22 protein-coding genes are annotated in these 18,156 nt (G+C 70.8%); 8 read left to right on the top strand and 14 right to left on the bottom strand.

Annotated elements, in window-relative coordinates:
- Positions 1-42: 42 nt before the first annotated feature.
- Together ACGFIQ_RS07300 and ACGFIQ_RS07305 are read left to right on the top strand one after the other, a co-directional pair.
- The gene (locus tag ACGFIQ_RS07300) at positions 43-462 is read left to right on the top strand and encodes an ATP-binding protein (RefSeq protein ID WP_393240605.1); all 420 of its coding nucleotides are present in this window, start codon (positions 43-45) and stop codon (positions 460-462) included.
- Positions 463-554: 92 nt separating this feature from the next.
- Positions 555-932 carry a nuclear transport factor 2 family protein gene (locus ACGFIQ_RS07305; protein WP_357063644.1) on the top strand — a complete coding sequence of 126 codons (378 nt, stop codon included), beginning with the start codon at positions 555-557 and terminating at the stop codon, positions 930-932.
- 6 nt (positions 933-938) lie between these two features.
- Here the strand turns inward: ACGFIQ_RS07305 and ACGFIQ_RS07310 are convergent, their stop codons facing one another.
- The 8 genes from ACGFIQ_RS07310 to ACGFIQ_RS07345 all read right to left on the bottom strand — a co-directional run bounded on the left by ACGFIQ_RS07310 (position 939) and on the right by ACGFIQ_RS07345 (position 8,925).
- On the bottom strand, positions 939-1,460 hold the full coding sequence (locus ACGFIQ_RS07310; RefSeq protein ID WP_393240608.1) for an SUKH-4 family immunity protein: 522 nt from the start codon (positions 1,458-1,460) through the stop codon (positions 939-941).
- Between the two features lie 489 nt (positions 1,461-1,949).
- Positions 1,950-2,420, bottom strand: a complete 471-nt coding sequence (locus ACGFIQ_RS07315) for a molybdenum cofactor biosysynthesis protein (RefSeq protein WP_393240611.1) — start codon at positions 2,418-2,420, stop codon at positions 1,950-1,952.
- Between the two features lie 156 nt (positions 2,421-2,576).
- Positions 2,577-3,272, bottom strand: a complete 696-nt coding sequence (gene urtE, locus ACGFIQ_RS07320; protein WP_393240614.1) for an urea ABC transporter ATP-binding subunit UrtE — start codon at positions 3,270-3,272, stop codon at positions 2,577-2,579.
- A complete protein-coding gene (gene urtD, locus ACGFIQ_RS07325) occupies positions 3,269-4,045 on the bottom strand; it encodes an urea ABC transporter ATP-binding protein UrtD (protein WP_393240616.1) in 777 nt (258 codons plus the stop codon). Before urtD ends, urtE begins: the two co-directional genes overlap by 4 nt.
- Positions 4,042-5,229 (bottom strand): urea ABC transporter permease subunit UrtC, encoded by a 1,188-nt coding sequence (urtC, locus tag ACGFIQ_RS07330; protein WP_393240619.1) that lies wholly within the window; start codon positions 5,227-5,229, stop codon positions 4,042-4,044. The genes urtD and urtC overlap by 4 nt, the downstream gene beginning before the upstream one ends.
- The gene (gene urtB / locus ACGFIQ_RS07335; RefSeq protein ID WP_393240621.1) at positions 5,226-6,113 is read right to left on the bottom strand and encodes an urea ABC transporter permease subunit UrtB; all 888 of its coding nucleotides are present in this window, start codon (positions 6,111-6,113) and stop codon (positions 5,226-5,228) included. Before urtB ends, urtC begins: the two co-directional genes overlap by 4 nt.
- Positions 6,114-6,188: 75 nt before the next feature.
- Positions 6,189-7,433: an urea ABC transporter substrate-binding protein gene (urtA, locus tag ACGFIQ_RS07340; protein ID WP_393240623.1), complete on the bottom strand. Its 1,245-nt coding sequence runs from the start codon at positions 7,431-7,433 to the stop codon at positions 6,189-6,191.
- 409 nt (positions 7,434-7,842) lie between these two features.
- On the bottom strand, positions 7,843-8,925 hold the full coding sequence (locus tag ACGFIQ_RS07345) for a substrate-binding domain-containing protein (RefSeq protein ID WP_393240625.1): 1,083 nt from the start codon (positions 8,923-8,925) through the stop codon (positions 7,843-7,845).
- Positions 8,926-9,021: 96 nt separating this feature from the next.
- Between ACGFIQ_RS07345 and ACGFIQ_RS07350 the strand changes: the two genes are divergently transcribed.
- The 3 genes from ACGFIQ_RS07350 (at position 9,022) to ACGFIQ_RS07360 (ending at position 11,270) form a co-directional block, all read left to right on the top strand.
- Positions 9,022-9,519, top strand: coding sequence for a MarR family winged helix-turn-helix transcriptional regulator (locus tag ACGFIQ_RS07350; RefSeq protein ID WP_393240628.1), 498 nt, complete (start codon positions 9,022-9,024; stop codon positions 9,517-9,519).
- A 140-nt stretch (positions 9,520-9,659) separates the two neighbouring features.
- Positions 9,660-10,631, top strand: a complete 972-nt coding sequence (locus ACGFIQ_RS07355) for a response regulator transcription factor (protein WP_393240631.1) — start codon at positions 9,660-9,662, stop codon at positions 10,629-10,631.
- 228 nt (positions 10,632-10,859) lie between these two features.
- Positions 10,860-11,270 (top strand): DUF2690 domain-containing protein, encoded by a 411-nt coding sequence (locus ACGFIQ_RS07360; RefSeq protein WP_393242144.1) that lies wholly within the window; start codon positions 10,860-10,862, stop codon positions 11,268-11,270.
- A gap of 103 nt (positions 11,271-11,373) precedes the next feature.
- On the opposite strand, the gene ACGFIQ_RS07365 is transcribed toward ACGFIQ_RS07360, so the two are convergent.
- The 6 genes from ACGFIQ_RS07365 to ACGFIQ_RS07390 are packed head-to-tail and all read right to left on the bottom strand — an operon-like array spanning position 11,374 to position 15,897.
- Positions 11,374-12,096, bottom strand: a complete 723-nt coding sequence (locus ACGFIQ_RS07365) for an urease accessory protein UreD (protein WP_393240634.1) — start codon at positions 12,094-12,096, stop codon at positions 11,374-11,376.
- A complete protein-coding gene (gene ureG, locus ACGFIQ_RS07370; protein WP_393242147.1) occupies positions 12,096-12,848 on the bottom strand; it encodes an urease accessory protein UreG in 753 nt (250 codons plus the stop codon). Before ureG ends, ACGFIQ_RS07365 begins: the two co-directional genes overlap by 1 nt.
- A gap of 19 nt (positions 12,849-12,867) precedes the next feature.
- Positions 12,868-13,566: an urease accessory protein UreF gene (locus ACGFIQ_RS07375; protein WP_393240637.1), complete on the bottom strand. Its 699-nt coding sequence runs from the start codon at positions 13,564-13,566 to the stop codon at positions 12,868-12,870.
- Entirely contained in the window at positions 13,566-15,269 is a 1,704-nt protein-coding gene (locus ACGFIQ_RS07380) for an urease subunit alpha (protein ID WP_357520768.1), read from the bottom strand. Before ACGFIQ_RS07380 ends, ACGFIQ_RS07375 begins: the two co-directional genes overlap by 1 nt.
- On the bottom strand, positions 15,266-15,598 hold the full coding sequence (locus ACGFIQ_RS07385; protein WP_357372400.1) for an urease subunit beta: 333 nt from the start codon (positions 15,596-15,598) through the stop codon (positions 15,266-15,268). Before ACGFIQ_RS07385 ends, ACGFIQ_RS07380 begins: the two co-directional genes overlap by 4 nt.
- The gene (locus tag ACGFIQ_RS07390; RefSeq protein WP_393240641.1) at positions 15,595-15,897 is read right to left on the bottom strand and encodes an urease subunit gamma; all 303 of its coding nucleotides are present in this window, start codon (positions 15,895-15,897) and stop codon (positions 15,595-15,597) included. The genes ACGFIQ_RS07385 and ACGFIQ_RS07390 overlap by 4 nt, the downstream gene beginning before the upstream one ends.
- A 558-nt stretch (positions 15,898-16,455) precedes the next feature.
- On the opposite strand from ACGFIQ_RS07390, the gene ACGFIQ_RS07395 reads away from it, so the two are divergent.
- The 3 genes from ACGFIQ_RS07395 (at position 16,456) to ACGFIQ_RS07405 (ending at position 17,968) form a co-directional block, all read left to right on the top strand.
- Positions 16,456-16,860 (top strand): hypothetical protein, encoded by a 405-nt coding sequence (locus ACGFIQ_RS07395; protein ID WP_393240643.1) that lies wholly within the window; start codon positions 16,456-16,458, stop codon positions 16,858-16,860.
- Between the two features lie 385 nt (positions 16,861-17,245).
- Positions 17,246-17,623: a hypothetical protein gene (locus ACGFIQ_RS07400; protein WP_393240646.1), complete on the top strand. Its 378-nt coding sequence runs from the start codon at positions 17,246-17,248 to the stop codon at positions 17,621-17,623.
- 3 nt (positions 17,624-17,626) lie between these two features.
- Positions 17,627-17,968 carry a DUF1036 domain-containing protein gene (locus ACGFIQ_RS07405; RefSeq protein ID WP_393240648.1) on the top strand — a complete coding sequence of 114 codons (342 nt, stop codon included), beginning with the start codon at positions 17,627-17,629 and terminating at the stop codon, positions 17,966-17,968.
- The last annotated feature ends 188 nt before the right edge of the window (positions 17,969-18,156 follow it).

Here is an 18,156-nt window from a genome sequence, read left to right on the forward strand (position 1 = left end):
GGTCGTGGTGCGGTTCACCGGCGACCCGCGGATGGTGGGTTGATGCCGCCCGAGCGACCGGAGGCCGTCGCCGAGCAGAGCGTCCCCGCCGGCCTCGCGGACACGATGTCGTACCAGGTCGCGACGGACGTGCGGGCGCTGCGCGCGTTCGTCAGCGTCGGGGCGCTGGCCCGGGGTTTGCCAGCGGAGCGGGTGGAGCTGCTGACACTCGCGGTCAGCGAGCTGGCCACCAACACGTTGCAGCACACCACCGGTGGCGGCCGGGTCCGGCTCTGGGCCGAGTCGGGCCAGTTGTTCTGCGACGTCGTCGACCGGGGGCCGACACGGGCGTTCGGCCGGGGCATGCCGTCCGCCGACGCGATACGGGGGCGCGGGCTGGCGATCGTGGAGCAGGTCTGCGACGAGGTCGCCGTGCTCACCCGTCCCGGCGAGACCGTCGTACGGATTCGCCTGAGCCTGTGAACACCGCCGGCGATCCACCCGCCGGCTGTCACAATGCGGACAGCCCGGGCCGACGGTGACACCGGGCCGACACCGATCGGGAGGACGGCACGATGCCGGACAGCGCACGCGAGGCGGAGTTGCTCGATGCCGAGCGGACCCTGCAGGACGCCCAGCGGGCCGGCGACGTGGCCGCCCTCGACCAGTTGCTCGTCGACCAGCTGATCGCCATCGGCCCGGACGGCCGCGCCTACACCAAGCAGGATGACCTGGCCGCCCACCGGGACCGTCGCTCGGTGGTGCAGGAGCTGGTCGAGGAGGAGTTGGACCTGCTCGTCGTCGGCAAGACCGGTGTGACGTTCTTCCTGGGCCGGGTGTCCGGTGTGTTCGAGGGGGCGGCGTTCGCGGCGCGGCTGCGCTACACCCGGACCTGGGTGCACGACGACCCACACGGCTGGCGGGTCCTCGCCGCACACGTCAGCCCGGTCTGATCCCGGTCAGGCCCCGTCGTCGATGTCGAGCAGGCCCTGCTCGTCGAGGAACGCGAACCACCTGTCGTCGGCGGGGGTCAGCTCGGCATAACCCGGGCCGAGCACGTAGTAGTCCACGAAAGACCAGAGGTCGGGGGCTAGTTCCTCGAACGCGTCGGACATGAACCACTCGGTGCCGGTCGGTGGGAAATACCAGATGGCGCCCGTGCCACGGTCCATGAAGATCGGCTCGTCGCTGCGGGTCCCGATCACCAGCCAGCCCGCCCGGTCCTGCGGGATCGAGGAGAAGTCCGGCGCGTAGTCGAGGTGGTACTGGACTCCCGCGAGGGTCGCCGTGGACGCCAGCTCGACCCGACCGGCACGCAGCCCGTCGGCGACCAGCAACAGTTCCCGCAGGTCGTCCGGCAACCCGACCGGAACGGCGTCGATGGCGGCACCCTCGCCGAACTCGGCGAACGCCACGCTCGCCGGCTGGTCGGCCAGGTCCACCCGCAGCTCCTCGATGAGCTGCCGCAGCTCCGGAATCAATCCACCCACCTCTGTTCGGATCAGGTCCTCCTCCGGGTACGGCCCGGCGCTGCCCTCAGCTCCGCGGCCCGGTGCGCGTGTTGGTTCTACCACGCACCGGGCCGCGGGGGCGTCAGCTCGCCGAATCGGCCAGCCTGGCCGCCACCAGGTCGTTGAGCCGCGCCCGAAAGGCGTACAGCAGTGGTTTGAGCCACCTCCCACCGCATCTGCTCCGGCAGCGGCCCCTCGTGGTGCGACGCGGGTTTCCGAGGCCTCGCCGGCCAGGCCGAACGCCCGGGAGCCCACCACGACCTGCAGGATCGTCAGGTCGTCGATCTGCTGATCGGTAGGCGGTTGCTTCATTGCGGCTTCCCCCGGGCGCTGCGTGGCCGCCCGACCGGGCGGTGTCCGGTGCACACCATGCCGGTCCCGGGGCGCTGCCGTCGAGTCGTTTCCTCAGCTCACCACGGCCGCCTCAGCTCACCACGGCCGCCTCAGCTCACCACGGCGTCAGCTCACCACGGCCTCGATCGAGCCGACGCGCAGGGTCCCGTCGGTGAGTGGCGTGCAGCGGATGCCGCCGGTGGTGCGCAACGCCTTCCAGGCCCCCGGGCCGACAGTGACGTCCATCCAGGCGCAGGGCCGGGCCGCCCGGTTGACCCGCAGGCTGACCGGGCCGTCTCCGGAGTCCAGGACCAACACCCTGCCGATCAGCTCGTCCACCGCGATCCCGGTGGTGAGGATGTTGCGCCGGACCTCGGCCAGGCCGATGCCGACCGGCAGTGACTCCTGGGCGATGACCGTGACGCTGGCGTCGCGGTGCGCCTGCTGGCCGAAGTACCTGTCGCCGACGATGCCGAGGTGGGCCCGGATCCGGACGGCGTCGACCAGCTCACCGGGTGGGGCCGGCGCCGGGCCGTCGGCGGGCCGGCCCAGGAAGCGGTGCACGGGCGAGGCCAGCAACTCGACGATCTCCGGCATGGCAGGGATTCTACGAACCGGACCGGGTCCGGCGGGCCAGGTCGGCGGTTGACCCGGTGGGGACGGCGGCGCGCGCCACCCTGCGCATCCGCGGGTGCGGAGCAAAGGGGCCACACCCGGTTCAGGCCGGTGTGTCGGTGACGCGAAACCTGCCGCTCAGACCGCCAGGGCCGCCCGGACCTCCCGTTCCGCCGTGACACCCCCGTCGCCGTGCGAGGTGACCCGGCCGGACTCCAGCACGTGGTAGCGGTTCGCCACCCGCAACGCGAAGCCCAGGTGCTGCTCCACGAGCAGCACACTGAACCCGGCCTGCCGGGTCAGCTCGACGATCCGTTCCTGGATCTCGGCGACCACCGACGGCTGGATGCCCTCGGTCGGCTCGTCGAGCATCAGCAACCTCGGCCGGGTGATCAGTGCGCGGGCGATGGCCAGTTGCTGACGTTGGCCGCCGGAGAGCAGCCCGGCCCGGCGCCGCAGCAGCGGGCGCAACGCCGGAAACAGGTCCAGCACCTCCGCGGTGGCCACCGCACCGTCGCGCCGCCCGTCGGCGACGAGCTGCAGATTTTCCGCGGCGGTCAGGTGCGGGAAGCTCTGCTGCCCCTGCGGGACGTACGCCATGCCCCGCGCCACCCGCTCGTGCGGCCCGAGACGGGTGACGTCCTCGCCGTCCAGCTCGATGGTGCCGGCACTCGGGCGCAGCAGCCCGGCCGCGACCCGCAGCAGGGTGCTCTTGCCGGCGCCGTTGTGGCCGAGCACGGCGGCCACTCCGTCGGGCGGGACGGTGAGGTCCACCCCGTGCAGCACCCGAGAACGCCCGTACCCGGCGTGCACCCCGCTCAGCGTCAGCATCATGCCTCCAGGACCGTGGGGGCCGACCCGGCGTCGACCGGGTGGCCAAGGTAGACCTCCTGCACACGCGGGTCCGCCTGGACCTGCGCCACCGTGCCCTCACTGAGCACCCGACCGGCGTGCAACACGGTGACGGTGCGCGCGAAACGGCGCAGGAAGTCCATGTCGTGCTCGATCACCACCACCGTGCGGTCCCGGCTCACCGTCTCCAGCAGGGCACCTGTGGCGTCGCGTTCCTCGTGGCTCATCCCGGCGACCGGCTCGTCGAGCAGCAGCAGCCGGACGTCCTGCACCAGCAGCATGCCGATCTCCAGCCACTGCTTCTGGCCGTGCGCGAGCGTACCGGCGAGGTGCCCGGCCCGCCCGGTCAGCCCGATGGTCTCCAGTGCCTCGGCCACCTCGTCCGGGATGCCCCGGCGACGACGGGCCAGGGTCGCCCAGCTGCGCCGGGCACCCGCCGCGATGTCGAGGTTCTGCAGGACCGACAGCTCCTCGAAGACCGTCGAGGTCTGGAAGGTGCGCCCGATGCCCAACCGGCTGATCCGGTGCACCGGGCGGCCCAGCAGCTCGTGCTCGCCGAACCGGACCGAGCCGGTGGCCCGGACCAGGCCGGTGATCGCGTCGACCAGGGTGGTCTTACCGGCGCCGTTGGGCCCGATCAGGAACCGGATGTCACCGGCGGGCACCTCCAACGAGACCCCGTCGACGGCGGTGAACCCGTCGAAGCTGACCCGCACGTCACGGACGGACAACCCGTCCAGCAGCTCGTCGCTCATGCCGCCGGCACCTCCGCCCGCTCGGCGCGTCGCCGAGTCGTTGGTAACCACCCACGCCTGCGGGCGTCCGTGCCGCCGTCGCGGCGGCGGGCCAACGCCCACAGCGACGCCAGGCCGCCGGGAAGGAACGCCACCACCACCACGAAGAGCAGACCCTGCAGGTACGTCCAGGTGCCGGGAAAGCGTTCCGACAACGCGGTACGCGCCCAGGCCACCGCCACCGCGCCGAGCACCGGGCCGAGCAGGGTGGCCCGGCCGCCCACCGCCACCCCGATGACGAACTCGATCGACGGGACGATGCCGATCAGCGCCGGCGAGATGATGCCCACCGCCGGCACGAACAGCGCACCGGCCAGTCCCGCCATGCCGGCCGCGACGACGTACGCGACGAGCTTGACCGACGCCGGGTCGTAGCCGAGGAAACGGACCCGCTCCTCACCGTCGCGGACCGCCACCAGCAGCTCCCCGTAGCGGCTCTGGATGAGTTGGCGGGTCAGCGCGAGCAACGCCAGCAGCGTGCCGGCGATGATGAAGTAGACCATCCGCTGGTTGACCGGGTCGTCGAGGTTGTAGCCGAAGAAGCCCTTGATGTCGGTCAACCCGTTGGTGCCACCGGTGGTGCCCTGCTGCCCGATCAGCAGGATCACCATCGCCGCGGCGAGCGCCTGGCTGAGGATCGCGAAGTACGCGCCCCGGACGCGACGGCGGAACACCAGCGACCCGAGTCCGAACGCGACAGCCATCGGCAGCAGCACCGTCGCGGGCAGCGCGAACCACGGGCTGGCGAACGGCCGCCACCACAGCGGCAGTTCGTCGAGCTGCCCGTACAACTGCATGAAGTCGGGCATCCCACCCGGGCCCGCGTCGGCGAGCTTGAGGTGCATGGCCATCGCGTAGCCACCGAGGCCGAAGAAGACGCCCTGGCCGAGGGTGAGCATCCCACCCCGGCCCCAGGCGATCCCGATGCCGACCGCCACCATGGCGACGCAGAGGTACTTGGCGAGCAGGGCCAGCCGGAAGTCCGACAGGACGAGCGGTGCCACGGCGAACAGCAGGGCCGCGCCGAACGCGAAGCCGGCCGCTGTCCGCAACCGGGAGCGGCGCGCGGGCGGGCCCGGCGGCTCGGCTCCGGCGGGTGCCGGGCGGACGGCGGCGCTGGGCGGCGCGGGGGTGAGGGCGGTCATGCGAGGCTCCTGGTCCGCAGGGTGAACAGGCCCTGTGGCCGCCACTGGAGGAACGCGACGATCGCCACGAACACGATCACCTTGGCGACGCTGAGGGTGGTCAGGTACTCCCCGGTGGCCTGCAGCACGCCGAGGGCGAAGGCGACGATCACACTGCCCTTGAGCTGGCCGATCCCGCCGACCACGACGACCAGGAAGGCGTCGATGATCAGGTTGGTGCCCATGGTGGGGCCGATCGGGCCGAGCAGGGTGAGCGCCACTCCGGCGAGCCCGGCCAGACCGGAGCCGATGAAGAAGGTCGTCCGGTCGACCCGGGCGGTGGGGATGCCGGACACCGCGGCGAGGTCGCGGTTCTGCACCACCGCCCGAATGCGACGCCCGAGCGGGGTGAGCCGCAGCGCCAGGGTGAGCGCCGCGACCGCGGCCAACGCCAGGGCCAGGATGAACAGCCGGTTGTTGGCGATGGTCAGCCCACCGGGCAGCGCCACGTTGCCGGTCAGCAGGTCGGGAGCGCGGGTCTGCACGTTCGGGCTGCCGAAGACGTCGCGGGCCAGTTGCTGCAGCATCAGCGACACACCCCAGGTGACCAGCAGGGTGTCCAGTGGCCGGGCGTAGAGCCGGCGGATGAGCAGCATCTCCAGCAGGACGCCCATGGTGCCGGCGACCACGAACGCCACCGGCAGCGCGACCACCAGTGACAGACCGGCCCCGGTGATGCTCTGTTGCAGGACATAGGTGGTGTACGCGCCGGCCATGATGAACTCACCGTGCGCCATGTTGATCACGTTCATCTGGCCGAAGGTCAGCGCGAGGCCGAGAGCGATGAGCAGCAGCACCGCGCCGATGCTGATGCCGGTGAAGAGTTGACCGAAGAGGACTGTCACGGTGGGTACTCCGTACTGCTGGTCGGGTGGCCCGGGCGGACCGCGCGGCAACGCGCCCCGCCCGGGCCGGCATCGTCAGCTCAGGCCACTCGCCCACGGATAGGTCTTGAGGTACGGGTCCGGCTGCACCGGCTTGCCGGAGTTCCACACCTCGGTGATCAGACCGTCCGCGCCGATCTTGCCGATCCGGGCGGTCTTGGCGATGTGCTGGGTCGGTCCGTCGACAGTGACCATGCCCTCCGGCGCGTCGAAGGTGATCCCCCCGGACGCGGTGCGGACCTTCTCCACGTCGAAGGCGCCGGCCTTCTCGACCATCGCCTTCCACAGGTGCACCGCCACGTACGCGGCCTCCATCGGGTCACTCGTCGGCTTGTCCGCCCCGTACTTGGCCTTGTACGCGGCCACGAACTTCGAGTTCGCCGCCCCGGGCGTGGTCTGGTAGTAGTTCCAGGCGGTCAGCTGACCCTCCAGGTACTGGGTGCCGATGCCCTTGACCTCCTCCTCGGCGATCGACACCGACACCACCGGCATCGCGGTGGCGGTCAGGCCCGCCGACTTGTACTCCTTGAAGAAGGCCACGTTGCTGTCACCGTTGAGGGTGTTGAAGACGGCGTCGGCACCGGACGACTTGACCTTGTTGACGATCGTGCCGAACTCGGTGGACCCGAGCGGTGCGTAGTCCTCGCCGGACACGGTCATCCCGTTGGCGGCCGCGTACGCCTTGATGATTTTGTTGGCCGTCCGGGGAAACACATAGTCACTGCCGACCAGATAGACCGATTTCGCACCCTGCGCCTTGAGGTAGTCGAGCCCGGGAACGATCTGCTGGTTGGTCGTCGCGCCGGTGTAGAAGATGTAGGGCGACTGTTCGAGTCCCTCGTACTGCACGGGGTAGAACAGCAACGCCTTGTTCTTCTCGAAAACCGGCTTGACCGCCTTACGGCTGGCCGAGGTCCAGCAGCCGAAGACGGCGGCGACCCGATCCTCGGAGATGAGCTTCTCCGCCTTCTCGGCGAAGGTGGGCCAGTCCGAGGCGCCGTCCTCACCGACCGGCTGGATCTTCTTGCCGAGGACGCCGCCGGCCGCGTTGATCTCATCGACGGCGAGCATGATGGAGTCGCGGACGGTGACCTCGCTGATCGCCATGGTGCCGGAGAGCGAGTTGAGCAGGCCGACCTTGACGGTGTCGCCGGAGACGTCGGCGGTGACGCCTGTCGCACTTCCCGCGTCGGTGGTCTTGCTGCCGCACGCGGTCATCGCGGCCGCGGCGACCAGGGTCATGGCACCCGCCAGGATGCGGCGGCCCCGGAATAATGACATCAATTCTCCCCTGCGGTGCGCTCAAGTGGCGAATGGACGGTCGGTGCGGTCCGGTGGATCTGAGGTGGGCGATGCCGGGGTCGACGGGTGGACGCCACCGGGGCACCGCAGCGGATACGGGCAGGGAAAGCGTCGACCGACATCATTGCGATCGTGTTTCCCAGCCCTTAATTGAGTGTTTCCCGCCAGCCGCGCGGCACGGTCGCCAAAAAACGGCCGACACCGTCAGGGAAAGACGGTGTCGGCCGCTGGAAATCTCGGATAAATTGCCACCACAATGGTCGGCGAATGCTTTCGCCGATCGGGGACACACATTGGTGGTGACTGCCCGCAGGGGCAGATCCTTCACGCAGGAAGTATCTTAGGGCCGTAGCGGGTACGGCTGTCAAGGGTCGCGTCCGGTCGCCGGTCAGAGCTGGGCGAGCACGCTGAAGTCGAGCCCGTCGGCCTCGGCGAGGTAGATGCGCTGACGTACGTGCCGCCCGCGCAGCCGCAACCGCCCGCGGGGCCCGTGGTACGCCACGGTGTCGGCGGCCGTCTCGATGGCCCGCACGTCGAGGGTGCGGGCCTGGCCGATCAGCGCGGCGAGCAGCATCACGCCCTCGTAGCAGGACTCCCCCAGGCTGCCCAGCGGCGGCGCCTCGATCCCGAAACGACTGGCGAACTCGCCGTGGAAGTCGAGGTTCTCCTGGGTCACCAGCCCGGCGAAGAAGCCCGCGGTGCTGTACAGCCGCCGGGTCGCACCGGCACCGCTGGCCAGCAGCATGTTCTCGTCCATCAGGGTGCTCAGCCGCAGACAACGCTGGTCCAGCCCGGAGCGGGCGAACGCCCGGTTGAACCGCACCGCGTCCGCACCGACCAGCAGCATCAACACCGCGTCGGCGTCGCTGTGCTCGATGCGGCGCAGCACCTCGTCGAAGTCGTGCGCGTCCAACGGCAGAAAGTGCTGGCCCACCACCTGCCCGCCGCACCGCAGCGCGTACCGCTGGGCCGCCCGCGCCGTACGCCGCGGCCACACGTAGTCGTTGCCGACCACGAACCAGCGACGCACCCCCTGCTCTCCGGCGAGCAGCCGCATCGCCGGCCACAGTTGGGCGTCCGGCGTCTCGCTGGTCAGGAAGACCCCCTCGGTACGCTCACCGCCCTCGTAGAGTGCGGTGTAGACGTACGGCACCCGATGCGCGACGCGGGGCGCCAGCGCCTGGCGCACCGAGGAGATGTGCCACCCCGTCACACCCTGCACGGCCCCCACCGACACCAGTGCCTCGACCTCGGCGGCCACCTCGGCCGGCGGCGCACCCCCGTCGACCGGCACCAGCCGCACCTCCCGGCCCAGCACCCCGCCGCACCTGTTGATCTCCTCGACCGCGAGTTGCGCACACAGCTCGCAGGTCGGGCCGAACATGCCGGCCGGCCCGCGCATCGGGTAGACCAGGGCGATGCTGACCACGGCACGGTCGACGGTCAGCCACGGCGGTGCCGGCGCGGACATGTGCACATGATTGCCCGGCCCACGACGGAAGGCCAGAGCTCACCACGGACCGGGACGACTGGGTAGCATGACAGAGCCACCGGACCAGGGAGTTTCATGTCAGATGTGCCCGGGGCGCCAGCTGACCTGCTGCGCTCGCTCACCCGCGCCGAACGGCTGCTCTCCCGCCGGCTGGGCGCCGTCCTGGCCGACGACGCGCTGACCATCGAGGCGTGGCGGGTGCTCTGCCTGCTCGCCGACGGCCAGGGCCACCCGATGAGCGAGGTGTCCGCCGAGGCGTCACTGCCTCCCGGCACCCTCACCAAGCTCGTCGACCAGTTGGTCGACCGCAACCTCGTCTTCCGCCGGATCGATCCGATCGACCGCCGACGGATCCGCGCCTACCTCACGGCCCGGGGCCGACGCGAGCACGACCGCCTCGACCAGCGGGTCCGCGCCAGCCTCGCCGAGCTGGGCATCGCGCAGGCCACCGAGCCGGGTGGGACGCAGGACGGCGACCTGGTCGGCGCGCTCGACGACCTGATCAGCCGTCTCGACCCGGCCCGCCAACGCGTCCATGCCAACGCCGGCCCGGCCGGTGGCCCCCGCCGCTGACCCCCCCTGACCAACCTCTGGCCCCAACCCAGACCAGCAGCGCGGGGCAGCGCGGCACGATCATCCCGCACGCCGGCGTCCTGCGCTCGCCGGCAGCCGGAGCGGACTGGTCGCTTTGAGTGGGCATCCATACTCAATGCGTGACCGATGGAAGCAGGGCTTTCTCACTCGTCGTGGCCCGAGCACTGGAGACCGCCGACTTCTCGATCCGACATCTCGCTCCGCGCGATCACCGGAAGCTCTACAACCTCGTCCGAGTCACGATGTCCACCATCGCACCGGTAGACAGCTTCTACATCGCCTTCCTCCGCGACGAGCACATGCTGGTGATCCCCTACGTCTACGACGGGCACGAGCACGAGCACGCCGGTTTCCAGGCCTACGGTCCGGACGGCCTCACCGCGTGGATCAAGAAGAACGCGCGAGCCTACCGGTACGCGTCCGACCACGGTCGCCTGCTTCACAAGGGCCACACCTTCGGTGACCACGAACGCCTTTCCAGCGACGCCATCGTCGTCCCCCTGCTCGAGTCCGTCGAGGGCGGACAGCGGGTCGCCGGGCTCGCGTCGATGCTGACCTACCAGCCCGACGCCTACGGCGACGAGGTTGTCCGGGCGTTCGAGTGGCTTGCCCGTCGGACGATGCGAGCCCTGGCCCGCGAACGGGAGGACGCGCACGAGATGGCCGGGTTCGCCGATCGAGGCGAGCGAACTTCGCTGACTCACGGGTCCGTTCCCGGTGTCGTCGAGATGGTGAGCCACGCGTTGGGCTCCATGAAGGAGAAGATCACTTCGGTGATCCATGGTCCAGGCGACGGCGCCGACTCCACCGACCGCGTCCTCCGCGACCTACTGGAGCAGTGTGAGCGCCTACAGACCGACATCGCCGAGATCCTGCTGATGCCCACCACCGAGGGCGGTGATCTGCTGATCACGCTCACTCCCCGAGAGCGCGAGATCGCCGGGCTCATCGCCGACGGCTTGACCAACGAACAGATCGCCACCCGCCTGGTCATCTCCGAGAAGACGGCCAAGACGCACGTGACTCGCATCCTCAAGAAGTTCGGTGTCCGACAACGTTCAGCCGTCGCCGCCAAGCTCAGGCCGTTCTGAACGAGCGGGGTACGACTTTGTCGCACAGGCCGCACGAGCACAGATACGCACCGGGTCAATAGCGGCGCACCCGCCTCTCTCCGAAGCTGGACAGGCAAGCCCAGCGTCCCCGTTCGCACCACTACCCCGGGGTAGGACAGAGAGGAAAGCGACGTGTTGACAATGATCAGGAAGGCCACGGTGCCGCATCGGCTCGTAGCCGCGCTCGCAACGACCGTGGCGCTCGTGATGTCCGTCGCGACACCCGCCCAGGCCGACGGCACCAGCGGTGGGGGCAACTACTACGACGGCAAGGATCCGGCGACCACCGGCTGCAACGCCAACGCCTCACAGATCGCCACGCGACCGGTCACCGACCGCTACACCGGTCAGCAGGTCGCCACCATCCAGATCTTCTACTCCTGGTCCTGCCACTCGAACTGGATTCGGGTGACCGGGAACCCGTACGGCGGCAACACGACCAAGTACATCTCTTCGTCACTGGGCGGGTGGAACAGTGAGTGGGATTCCGGATACGGGTCGAGCTATTCGATGATGGTGTACGCGCCAGGGACGACGCAGATCAACGGCGAGGTGACCCTGTGGGAGCCTGGGATCAACGAGTACAACTGGAAGGCGATCGGCACCTTCTCCCTGTGATCCCGTGCTGACGTGGTCCCTGCTACACACCAACCACGACGCACGTGGTGAAGGGCCGGTCACGACTGACCGGCCCTTCACCGTGTGTGGGGCCGCCCTCGCCTCACACGGTGAGGTGGGCGCGCAGGGTGTGCGCGTCGGGAGCGGTGGCGGTCCACAGTGTCGCCGGCCCGCCGGCCAGCGGCAGCCGGGCGACGGCCGCGTCGGGCCGGACGTGCGGCGGCTCGGCGGGTCGCGACGGGTCGACCACCAGTAGCGAGCCGGTGGCCGGCGCGCCGTCGAGCACCGCCGGCCCGGCCCAGCCCTGTGCCTGTGGGCCCACCGCCAGGGACTGGCGCAGCAGCGGCCGGCCCGCGTAGTCGACCTGGGTGTGCACGACGGCCCCGCCGGGCGTCTCGCCGTACCGGCCGCAGATCAGCTCGTCACGCCAGCGCAGGCTCGCACCGGCCGCCAGGTCGATTCTGGATTCGGCGAGATGCGCGCAGCCGGCCGCCGCGACCAACTGTTCGGGGAGCCATGTCAGCATGGCCCCGGCCCGCACGACCGCCCGCACCGCCATCCGGGACACCGCGCCCGGTCGGCCCGGTAGGGCGATCGACGCGGCGACGGTGTGCACCCGGACGGCCGCGCCCGGTCCCACCTCGATGTCCAGGCGCAGATCGTCACCGGCGATCGGCCCGGCCGCCCCGCCGACGAGGTGCACGGTGGCGACACCGCCGTCGGTCGGGGTCTGGCGCAGCAGCAGTGGCGTCTCGCCGTGTAGTTCGACCAGGACCGTCCCACCCCGACCGTCGGCCCGAGCGACAATCCGGGCGGACGCCCGCATCAGAGCGGGCCGACCGGTACGGCGAGGGGGTGCGAGGCGGCGTGGTGGGCCAACTCGTGCCGGATCCAGTCGGCGACCGTGCTCGCCGTCGGGTCGCCCACGATGGACAGGAAGACGGTCGGGAGGTCGCCACGTCGGGCCCGCGCGTCGCGGTCCATCACGGCCAGGTCCGCCCCCACCATCGGCGCCAGGTCGGTCTTGTTGATCACGAGGAGGTCGGCGGCGGTGACGCCGGGTCCGCCCTTGCGCGGCACCTTGTCCCCTCCCGCCACGTCGACCACGAAGATCTGCCGATCGACAAGGCCCCGGCTGAAGGTCGCGGTCAGGTTGTCCCCACCGCTCTCGACCAGGACCAGGTCCAGCGGGCCGACCGCCTCGGCCAACTCGTCCACGGCGTCCAGGTTGGCGCCGATGTCGTCGCGGATCGCGGTGTGCGGGCAGCAGCCCGTCTCCACCGCGCGGATGCGGGCCGGGTCCAGCACTCCGGCCCGCCTGAGGAAGTCGGCGTCCTCGGTCGTGTAGATGTCGTTGGTCACCACGCCGAGCCGCAGCTCGTCGGCGAAGGCACGGCAGAGCGCGGCCACCAGGGCCGTCTTGCCGGACCCGACCGGGCCGCCGATGCCGACCCGCAGGGCACGCCCCGCCCGGGCCAGCGGCGGGTGCGGGTCGACCCCCGGTTCGGGATGGGTGTGCGGGACGCTCTCGTCGTGGAACGGGTCGGCCGGCGGCGTGGTCGGCTCGACGGCGGGCACAGCGCTCGGCACAACAGTCTCAGGACGCAAAGAGACGCACCTCCCAGGTGGCATGGATTTCGGCATGGATGTCGGCGAGTGGAGCGGCAGCGGCCGGCAGCCGCTCCGGTGAATCGTCGGCGGCGCGGGCCGCCTCGGCGGCCGTGCCGTCGCAGGCGTCGGCAAGACCGACCAGCAGGGCCTGGACCTGGTACGGGTCGAGGCCGAGCAGCCGTACGCCGGCACTGGCCGCCCCGGTCAGCGTCCCGTACGCGGCGACCGTGGCGGTTTCGAGACGGGACAGCCCGGCCGACGCGCAGAGCAGCCCGAGCACCAGTGGTTGGTGTGCGCCGCCCGGCGTCGCGGGCAGGTCGCCGAACGGGGCATCCGGCCAGATGGCCCGTCCGGCACGCAGCAGCGCCCGGCCCTGCCGGCGGGAAACCGCCCGCAGGGTCGGCGACGCGGTACGCGCGTCCAGCTCCCCGTCGAGCTGGGCAAGCATGCCCGACCGTGTGGACACGTCGGCGACCTGGGGCTTCGCTGCCCGGTGTGCGGCTGCCGCGAAGGCCGCGCCGACCAGACCGGCGGTGGCCAGCCGCCCGGCCAGGAACGCCTCCAACGAGGTCAGGTCGGTGACCCGGCCCGCGGCGACGGCCGCCTCCAGACCGCCGGAGTGCGCGTGCGCCCCGGCCGGGAAGCGTCCGTCGGCCAACAGCAAGAGCATGCTCGGTGTCGCCATCAGAACAGGAAGTACCGCTGGGCCATCGGCAGTCGGGTCACCGGGTCCGGCTCCACCACCTGCCCGTCGATCCGGACCGTGAACGTGTCCGGATCCACCTCGATGCGCGGCATCGCGTTGTTCTCCGGCAGGTCGGCCTTGCCCCGCGACCGCACGTCGCGCACCGGCACCACCCGCCGTCGCACGTCGAGGCGCAGCCCCGCGTCCAGGGCCGCCGGTGCCACGAAGGCCAGGCTGGTGGCGGCGGCCGCCGCGCCGTACGCACCGAACATCGGCCGCGGCAGCATCGGCTGCGGCGTGGGGATCGACGCGTTGGCGTCACCCATCTGGGCGTACGCGATCATGCCGCCCTTGAGCACCAGGTGCGGTCGTACGCCGAAGAACGCCGGGTCCCAGAGCACCAGGTCGGCGAGCTTGCCCGGCTCGACCGAGCCGACCTCGTCCTCCAACCCGTTGGCCATGGCGGCACAGATGGTGTATTTCGCGACGTACCGTCGGGCCCGGTGGTTGTCGGCGGCCCCGTCGCCCGGCAGTGCGCCGACCCGGTCCTTCATCACGTGCGCGCTCTGCCAGGTCCGCATGATCACCTCGCCGACCCGGCCCATCGCCTGCGCGTCGGAGCCGATGATGGAGATCGCGCCGAGGTCGTGCAGCAGGTCCTCGGCGGCCATCGTGGACGGCCGGATCCGGCTCTCCGCGAAGGCCAGGTCCTCCGGCACGGACGGGTTGAGGTGGTGACAGACCATCAACATGTCCAGGTGCTCGGCGAGGGTGTTGGCGGTGTACGGCCGGGTCGGGTTCGTCGACGACGGCAACACGTTCGGTTCGCTGGCCACGGTGATGATGTCCGGTGCGTGCCCGCCGCCGGCGCCCTCGGTGTGGTACGAGTGGATGGCCCGGCCGCCGATCGCGCGCAGGGTGTCGGCGACGAAACCGGCCTCGTTGAGCGTGTCGGTGTGGATCGACACCTGGACCCCGGACGCGTCGGCCACCCGAAGACACGCGTCGATCGCCGCAGGCGTGGTGCCCCAGTCCTCGTGCAGCTTGAAACCGCCCGCGCCGGCGCGCAACTGCTCCCAGAGCGCCTCGGTGGAGACGGTGTTGCCCTTGCCGAGCAGCAGCACGTTGACCGGCAGCGTGTCCAGGGCCTCGTGCATGCGGGCCAGGTGCCAGGCGTTCGGGGTGACGGTGGTGGCCCGGGTCCCCTCGGCCGGCCCGGTGCCGCCGCCGACCATCGTGGTGATGCCACTGGCCAACGCCTCGGTGACGATCTGCGGGCAGATGAAGTGCACGTGGGTGTCCACGGCGCCGGCGGTAAGGATCCGCCCGTTGCCGGCGATCACCTCGGTGGCCGGGCCGATGACCAGGTCGGGGTGGACGCCGGGCATGGTGTCCGGGTTGCCGGCCCGGCCGAGTGCCACGATCCGCCCGTCGCGCAGCCCCACGTCGGCCTTGATGACACCCCAGTGGTCGAGTACCACGGCACCGGTGATGACGGTGTCCAGCGCCCCCTCGGCGCGGGTCGCCCGGGACTGCCCCATCGACTCGCGGATCACCTTCCCGCCGCCGAAGACCGCCTCGTCGCCGCCCACGCAGTGGTCGGTCTCCACCTCGATCAGCAGGTTGGTGTCGGCCAGCCGGATCCGGTCACCGGTCGTGGGTCCGTACAGGTCGATGTAGCGGTCCCGCCGCACGGCGCTCACTCCGGGGACCCGTCGGCCGGCGGGTCCAGCGGGCCGGCGCACTCCCCGCGCAGCCCTGGCACGATGCGCGCTCCCCCGAACGGGACGAGGTCGACGCTGCGGCTGATCCCCGGCTCGAAGCGGACCGAGGTCCCCGCCGGCACCCCGAGCCGTTGCCCCCAGGCGGCAGCCCGGTCGAACGCCAGCGCCGGGTTGCACTCGGCGAAGTGGTAGTGCGAACCCACCTGCACCGGTCGGTCGGCGGTGTTGACCACGAGCAGGGTGGTCACCGGACGACCCGCGTTGATCTCCACCGGGCCGGCGGCCGGCAGGATCTCCCCCGGGATCACGGGATCGGGTGGTGCACCGTCACCAGCTTGGTGCCATCCGGGAACGTCGCCTCCACCTGCACCTCCCTCAGCAGCTCGGGGATGCCGTCCTGGACGTCGTCGCGGCCGAGCACGGTCCGGCCGGCCGACATGAGGTCGACCACCGACTGGCCGTCGCGGGCGCCTTCGAGCAGGAACGCGGTGATCAGCGCGACCGCTTCGGGATAGTTGAGGCGCAGGCCGCGCTCGCGGCGGCGGCGGGCGACATCGGCCGCGACGTGGACGAGCAGGCGGTCCTGCTCGTGCGGACTGAGGAACACGGGGCTCTCCCGGTGGGGTAAGCGTGCCCGCTCGTCGTCGGCTCCGCAGTGAGCCAGGCCGGGCAGCAACGCACCCGGGATTACGAGCTGGAGTCACACGACCGCCGAGCCGCCGCCGACGGGTCGACCCGGGACTCCACCATCCCGGCCCGAACGACGGGCAACCGGCGGTATCCGGTCGGATGCGGACCGCACCGCCCACCGCTGAGCAGACCGTAGAGGATCGCCACCGACCAAGGCAACAGTCCGGCACGGATCGTCGGCCGTCCCCGCGTGTCTGCGGCATCGGCGACGTGCGGGCTGGTGAGAGCATGACCGCCCCCGCCGGGCGTACGCAGACTGCGCCGTCGGCGGCTCCGGATCACCGCGGGCGTCGTTCACGCCCGGAGCGGACTTCTGCTTCCGCACCTCGGAGGGCCGCGTCGGGTTCGCGACCATCGCCCCGCCCGGCAAGGATCAGGTGTTCGTCGTCCATGTCCTGGTCTGGGACGCCACCGGCGCCCGAGCGCCGCCGGTGGCCGGATACCGGTGCGGTGGCGGGCAGGGCATGATCGCCGGATGACGGCGACGAGGGGTACCCGGGCACTGCTCGGTGCTCTGTTCCTGGCGACGGCCACGGTCGCGGCGTGGCTCCTCTGGCTGGGCTGGGACACCCGGTACACGGTCGACGAGCAGACCGGCGCGACCAGCGGCCCGTACGAGCCGTGGCAGGTGATCGGCTGTGTGTTGACGCTCGTGCTGCTGGCCGCGCTAGCCGGGACGCGGCTCAGCCCGTGGCTGGTGGCGCCGGTGATGGCCGTGGCGTTCACGGCGGCCTGGTCGTGGCGGGCCGCGTCGACCGACGACAGCGGGTTGTGGGTGGTTGGCGGGACTCTGGTGCTGCTGGGCATGGCGGCCGGCAGCATCGCGGTCAGTTTCCTGGCGCGGCGGTTCGCCCAACGCCGGGCCGGTCGGCCCGGCTAGCCGCGAGCCCACACAGCCGCGGCGAATGCCGCAACGACGACCCGCCCACTAGCTCCGGAATGTGCGTCGATCGAGGGATTTGCCGCGACTTTGAGCAAAAGCGCGCCGATCGGAGATCGAAGCATGCGCTCTGCCCTTGATCGACGAGCGTGCGCACGATGCGAGAGGCCAATTTCAGACAGTTCGCGAATTGCCTGAGGCATTCAGTGTGGTCATTCGGGATTTTTCGGGTTGTGCCCTTTCTTCCAAGCTCTGGACCGGCTCATAACAGGCGTCATACTCTCGATACGGAAGCGCCAATATCCTTATCTCCTGTCGGATCAACGACCGCCCGAAACGGCCAGATCCGCCCCGCAGGAGAAGGCAGTCAGAAAGGGATCAACTTATGCCAGATTCCCCGTATCCTAATCCACCCGATCCCGCCGACGCGTCGTTCACCAGGCGCGTACTCCTACGCATCGGCGGCGTGCTCGGCCTGACTGCCGCCGGCATCGCCGCGGTCGGTGCCGGCGCGTCAGCGAATGACACCAGTGCGCCGACTGTCCCGGACGCGCCGGGCGGCTTCGGCGCCCCGCCGGCACCGGGGATCGCCCCCCAGCAGGCGAACCGGGCCCGCACCGGGAGCATTACCAACGTCCGGCCGGGCCAGGCGACGGGGCCCGCACCCGCCACCGCCTCCGGGGCCCGTCTCGCCCCCAACCACAGCCGCATCATCAACACCCCGCTGAGCCGCCGCCCGGCGCCGTGGACCGTGGAGGGCTGAGCGATGCAGCTGCATTTCCGCAACAGCTACGGCCCTCGGATCTGGGTCGCGATCATGTACTACGACACCGGCTGCAACGCCGACGGCTCCTCGTGGGGAACCCGGGGCTGGTGGACCATTGACAACGGCGGCCAAGCGTACGTGCTGAACACGAACAATCGCTACGCCTACTACTATGCCGAGGCCGCCGACGGCGCGGTGTGGACTGGCCAGTACGGACCCATCTACGTCCCGCAGACCGCCTTCAGTTGGTGCTCGAATACCGGCAGTACCAACTCGCGGGTCGTCGGGCTCCGCGAGGTCTACATACCCAGCGACAACCACACGGTCAATCTCGTACCGTGAGCCGCCACTCCCGCTCGGGCCCGATCAGGGCGTGGATGTGGCCGTGACGGCAGAGGTCACGGGTCGGCCGGCGATCTGCAGGCCGTCGGGCAGGTCATGTCACTGGCTACCGCGAACGGGCTGTGTCGGCAGCAACGGTGCCAGCACAGCCCACTCGTGATGCGTCAGATCCCTCGTGCCACAACGGG

Origin of the sequence: Micromonospora sp. NPDC048898 (genome assembly GCF_043198035.1) — a bacterium.
Lineage (GTDB): Bacteria > Actinomycetota > Actinomycetes > Mycobacteriales > Micromonosporaceae > Micromonospora.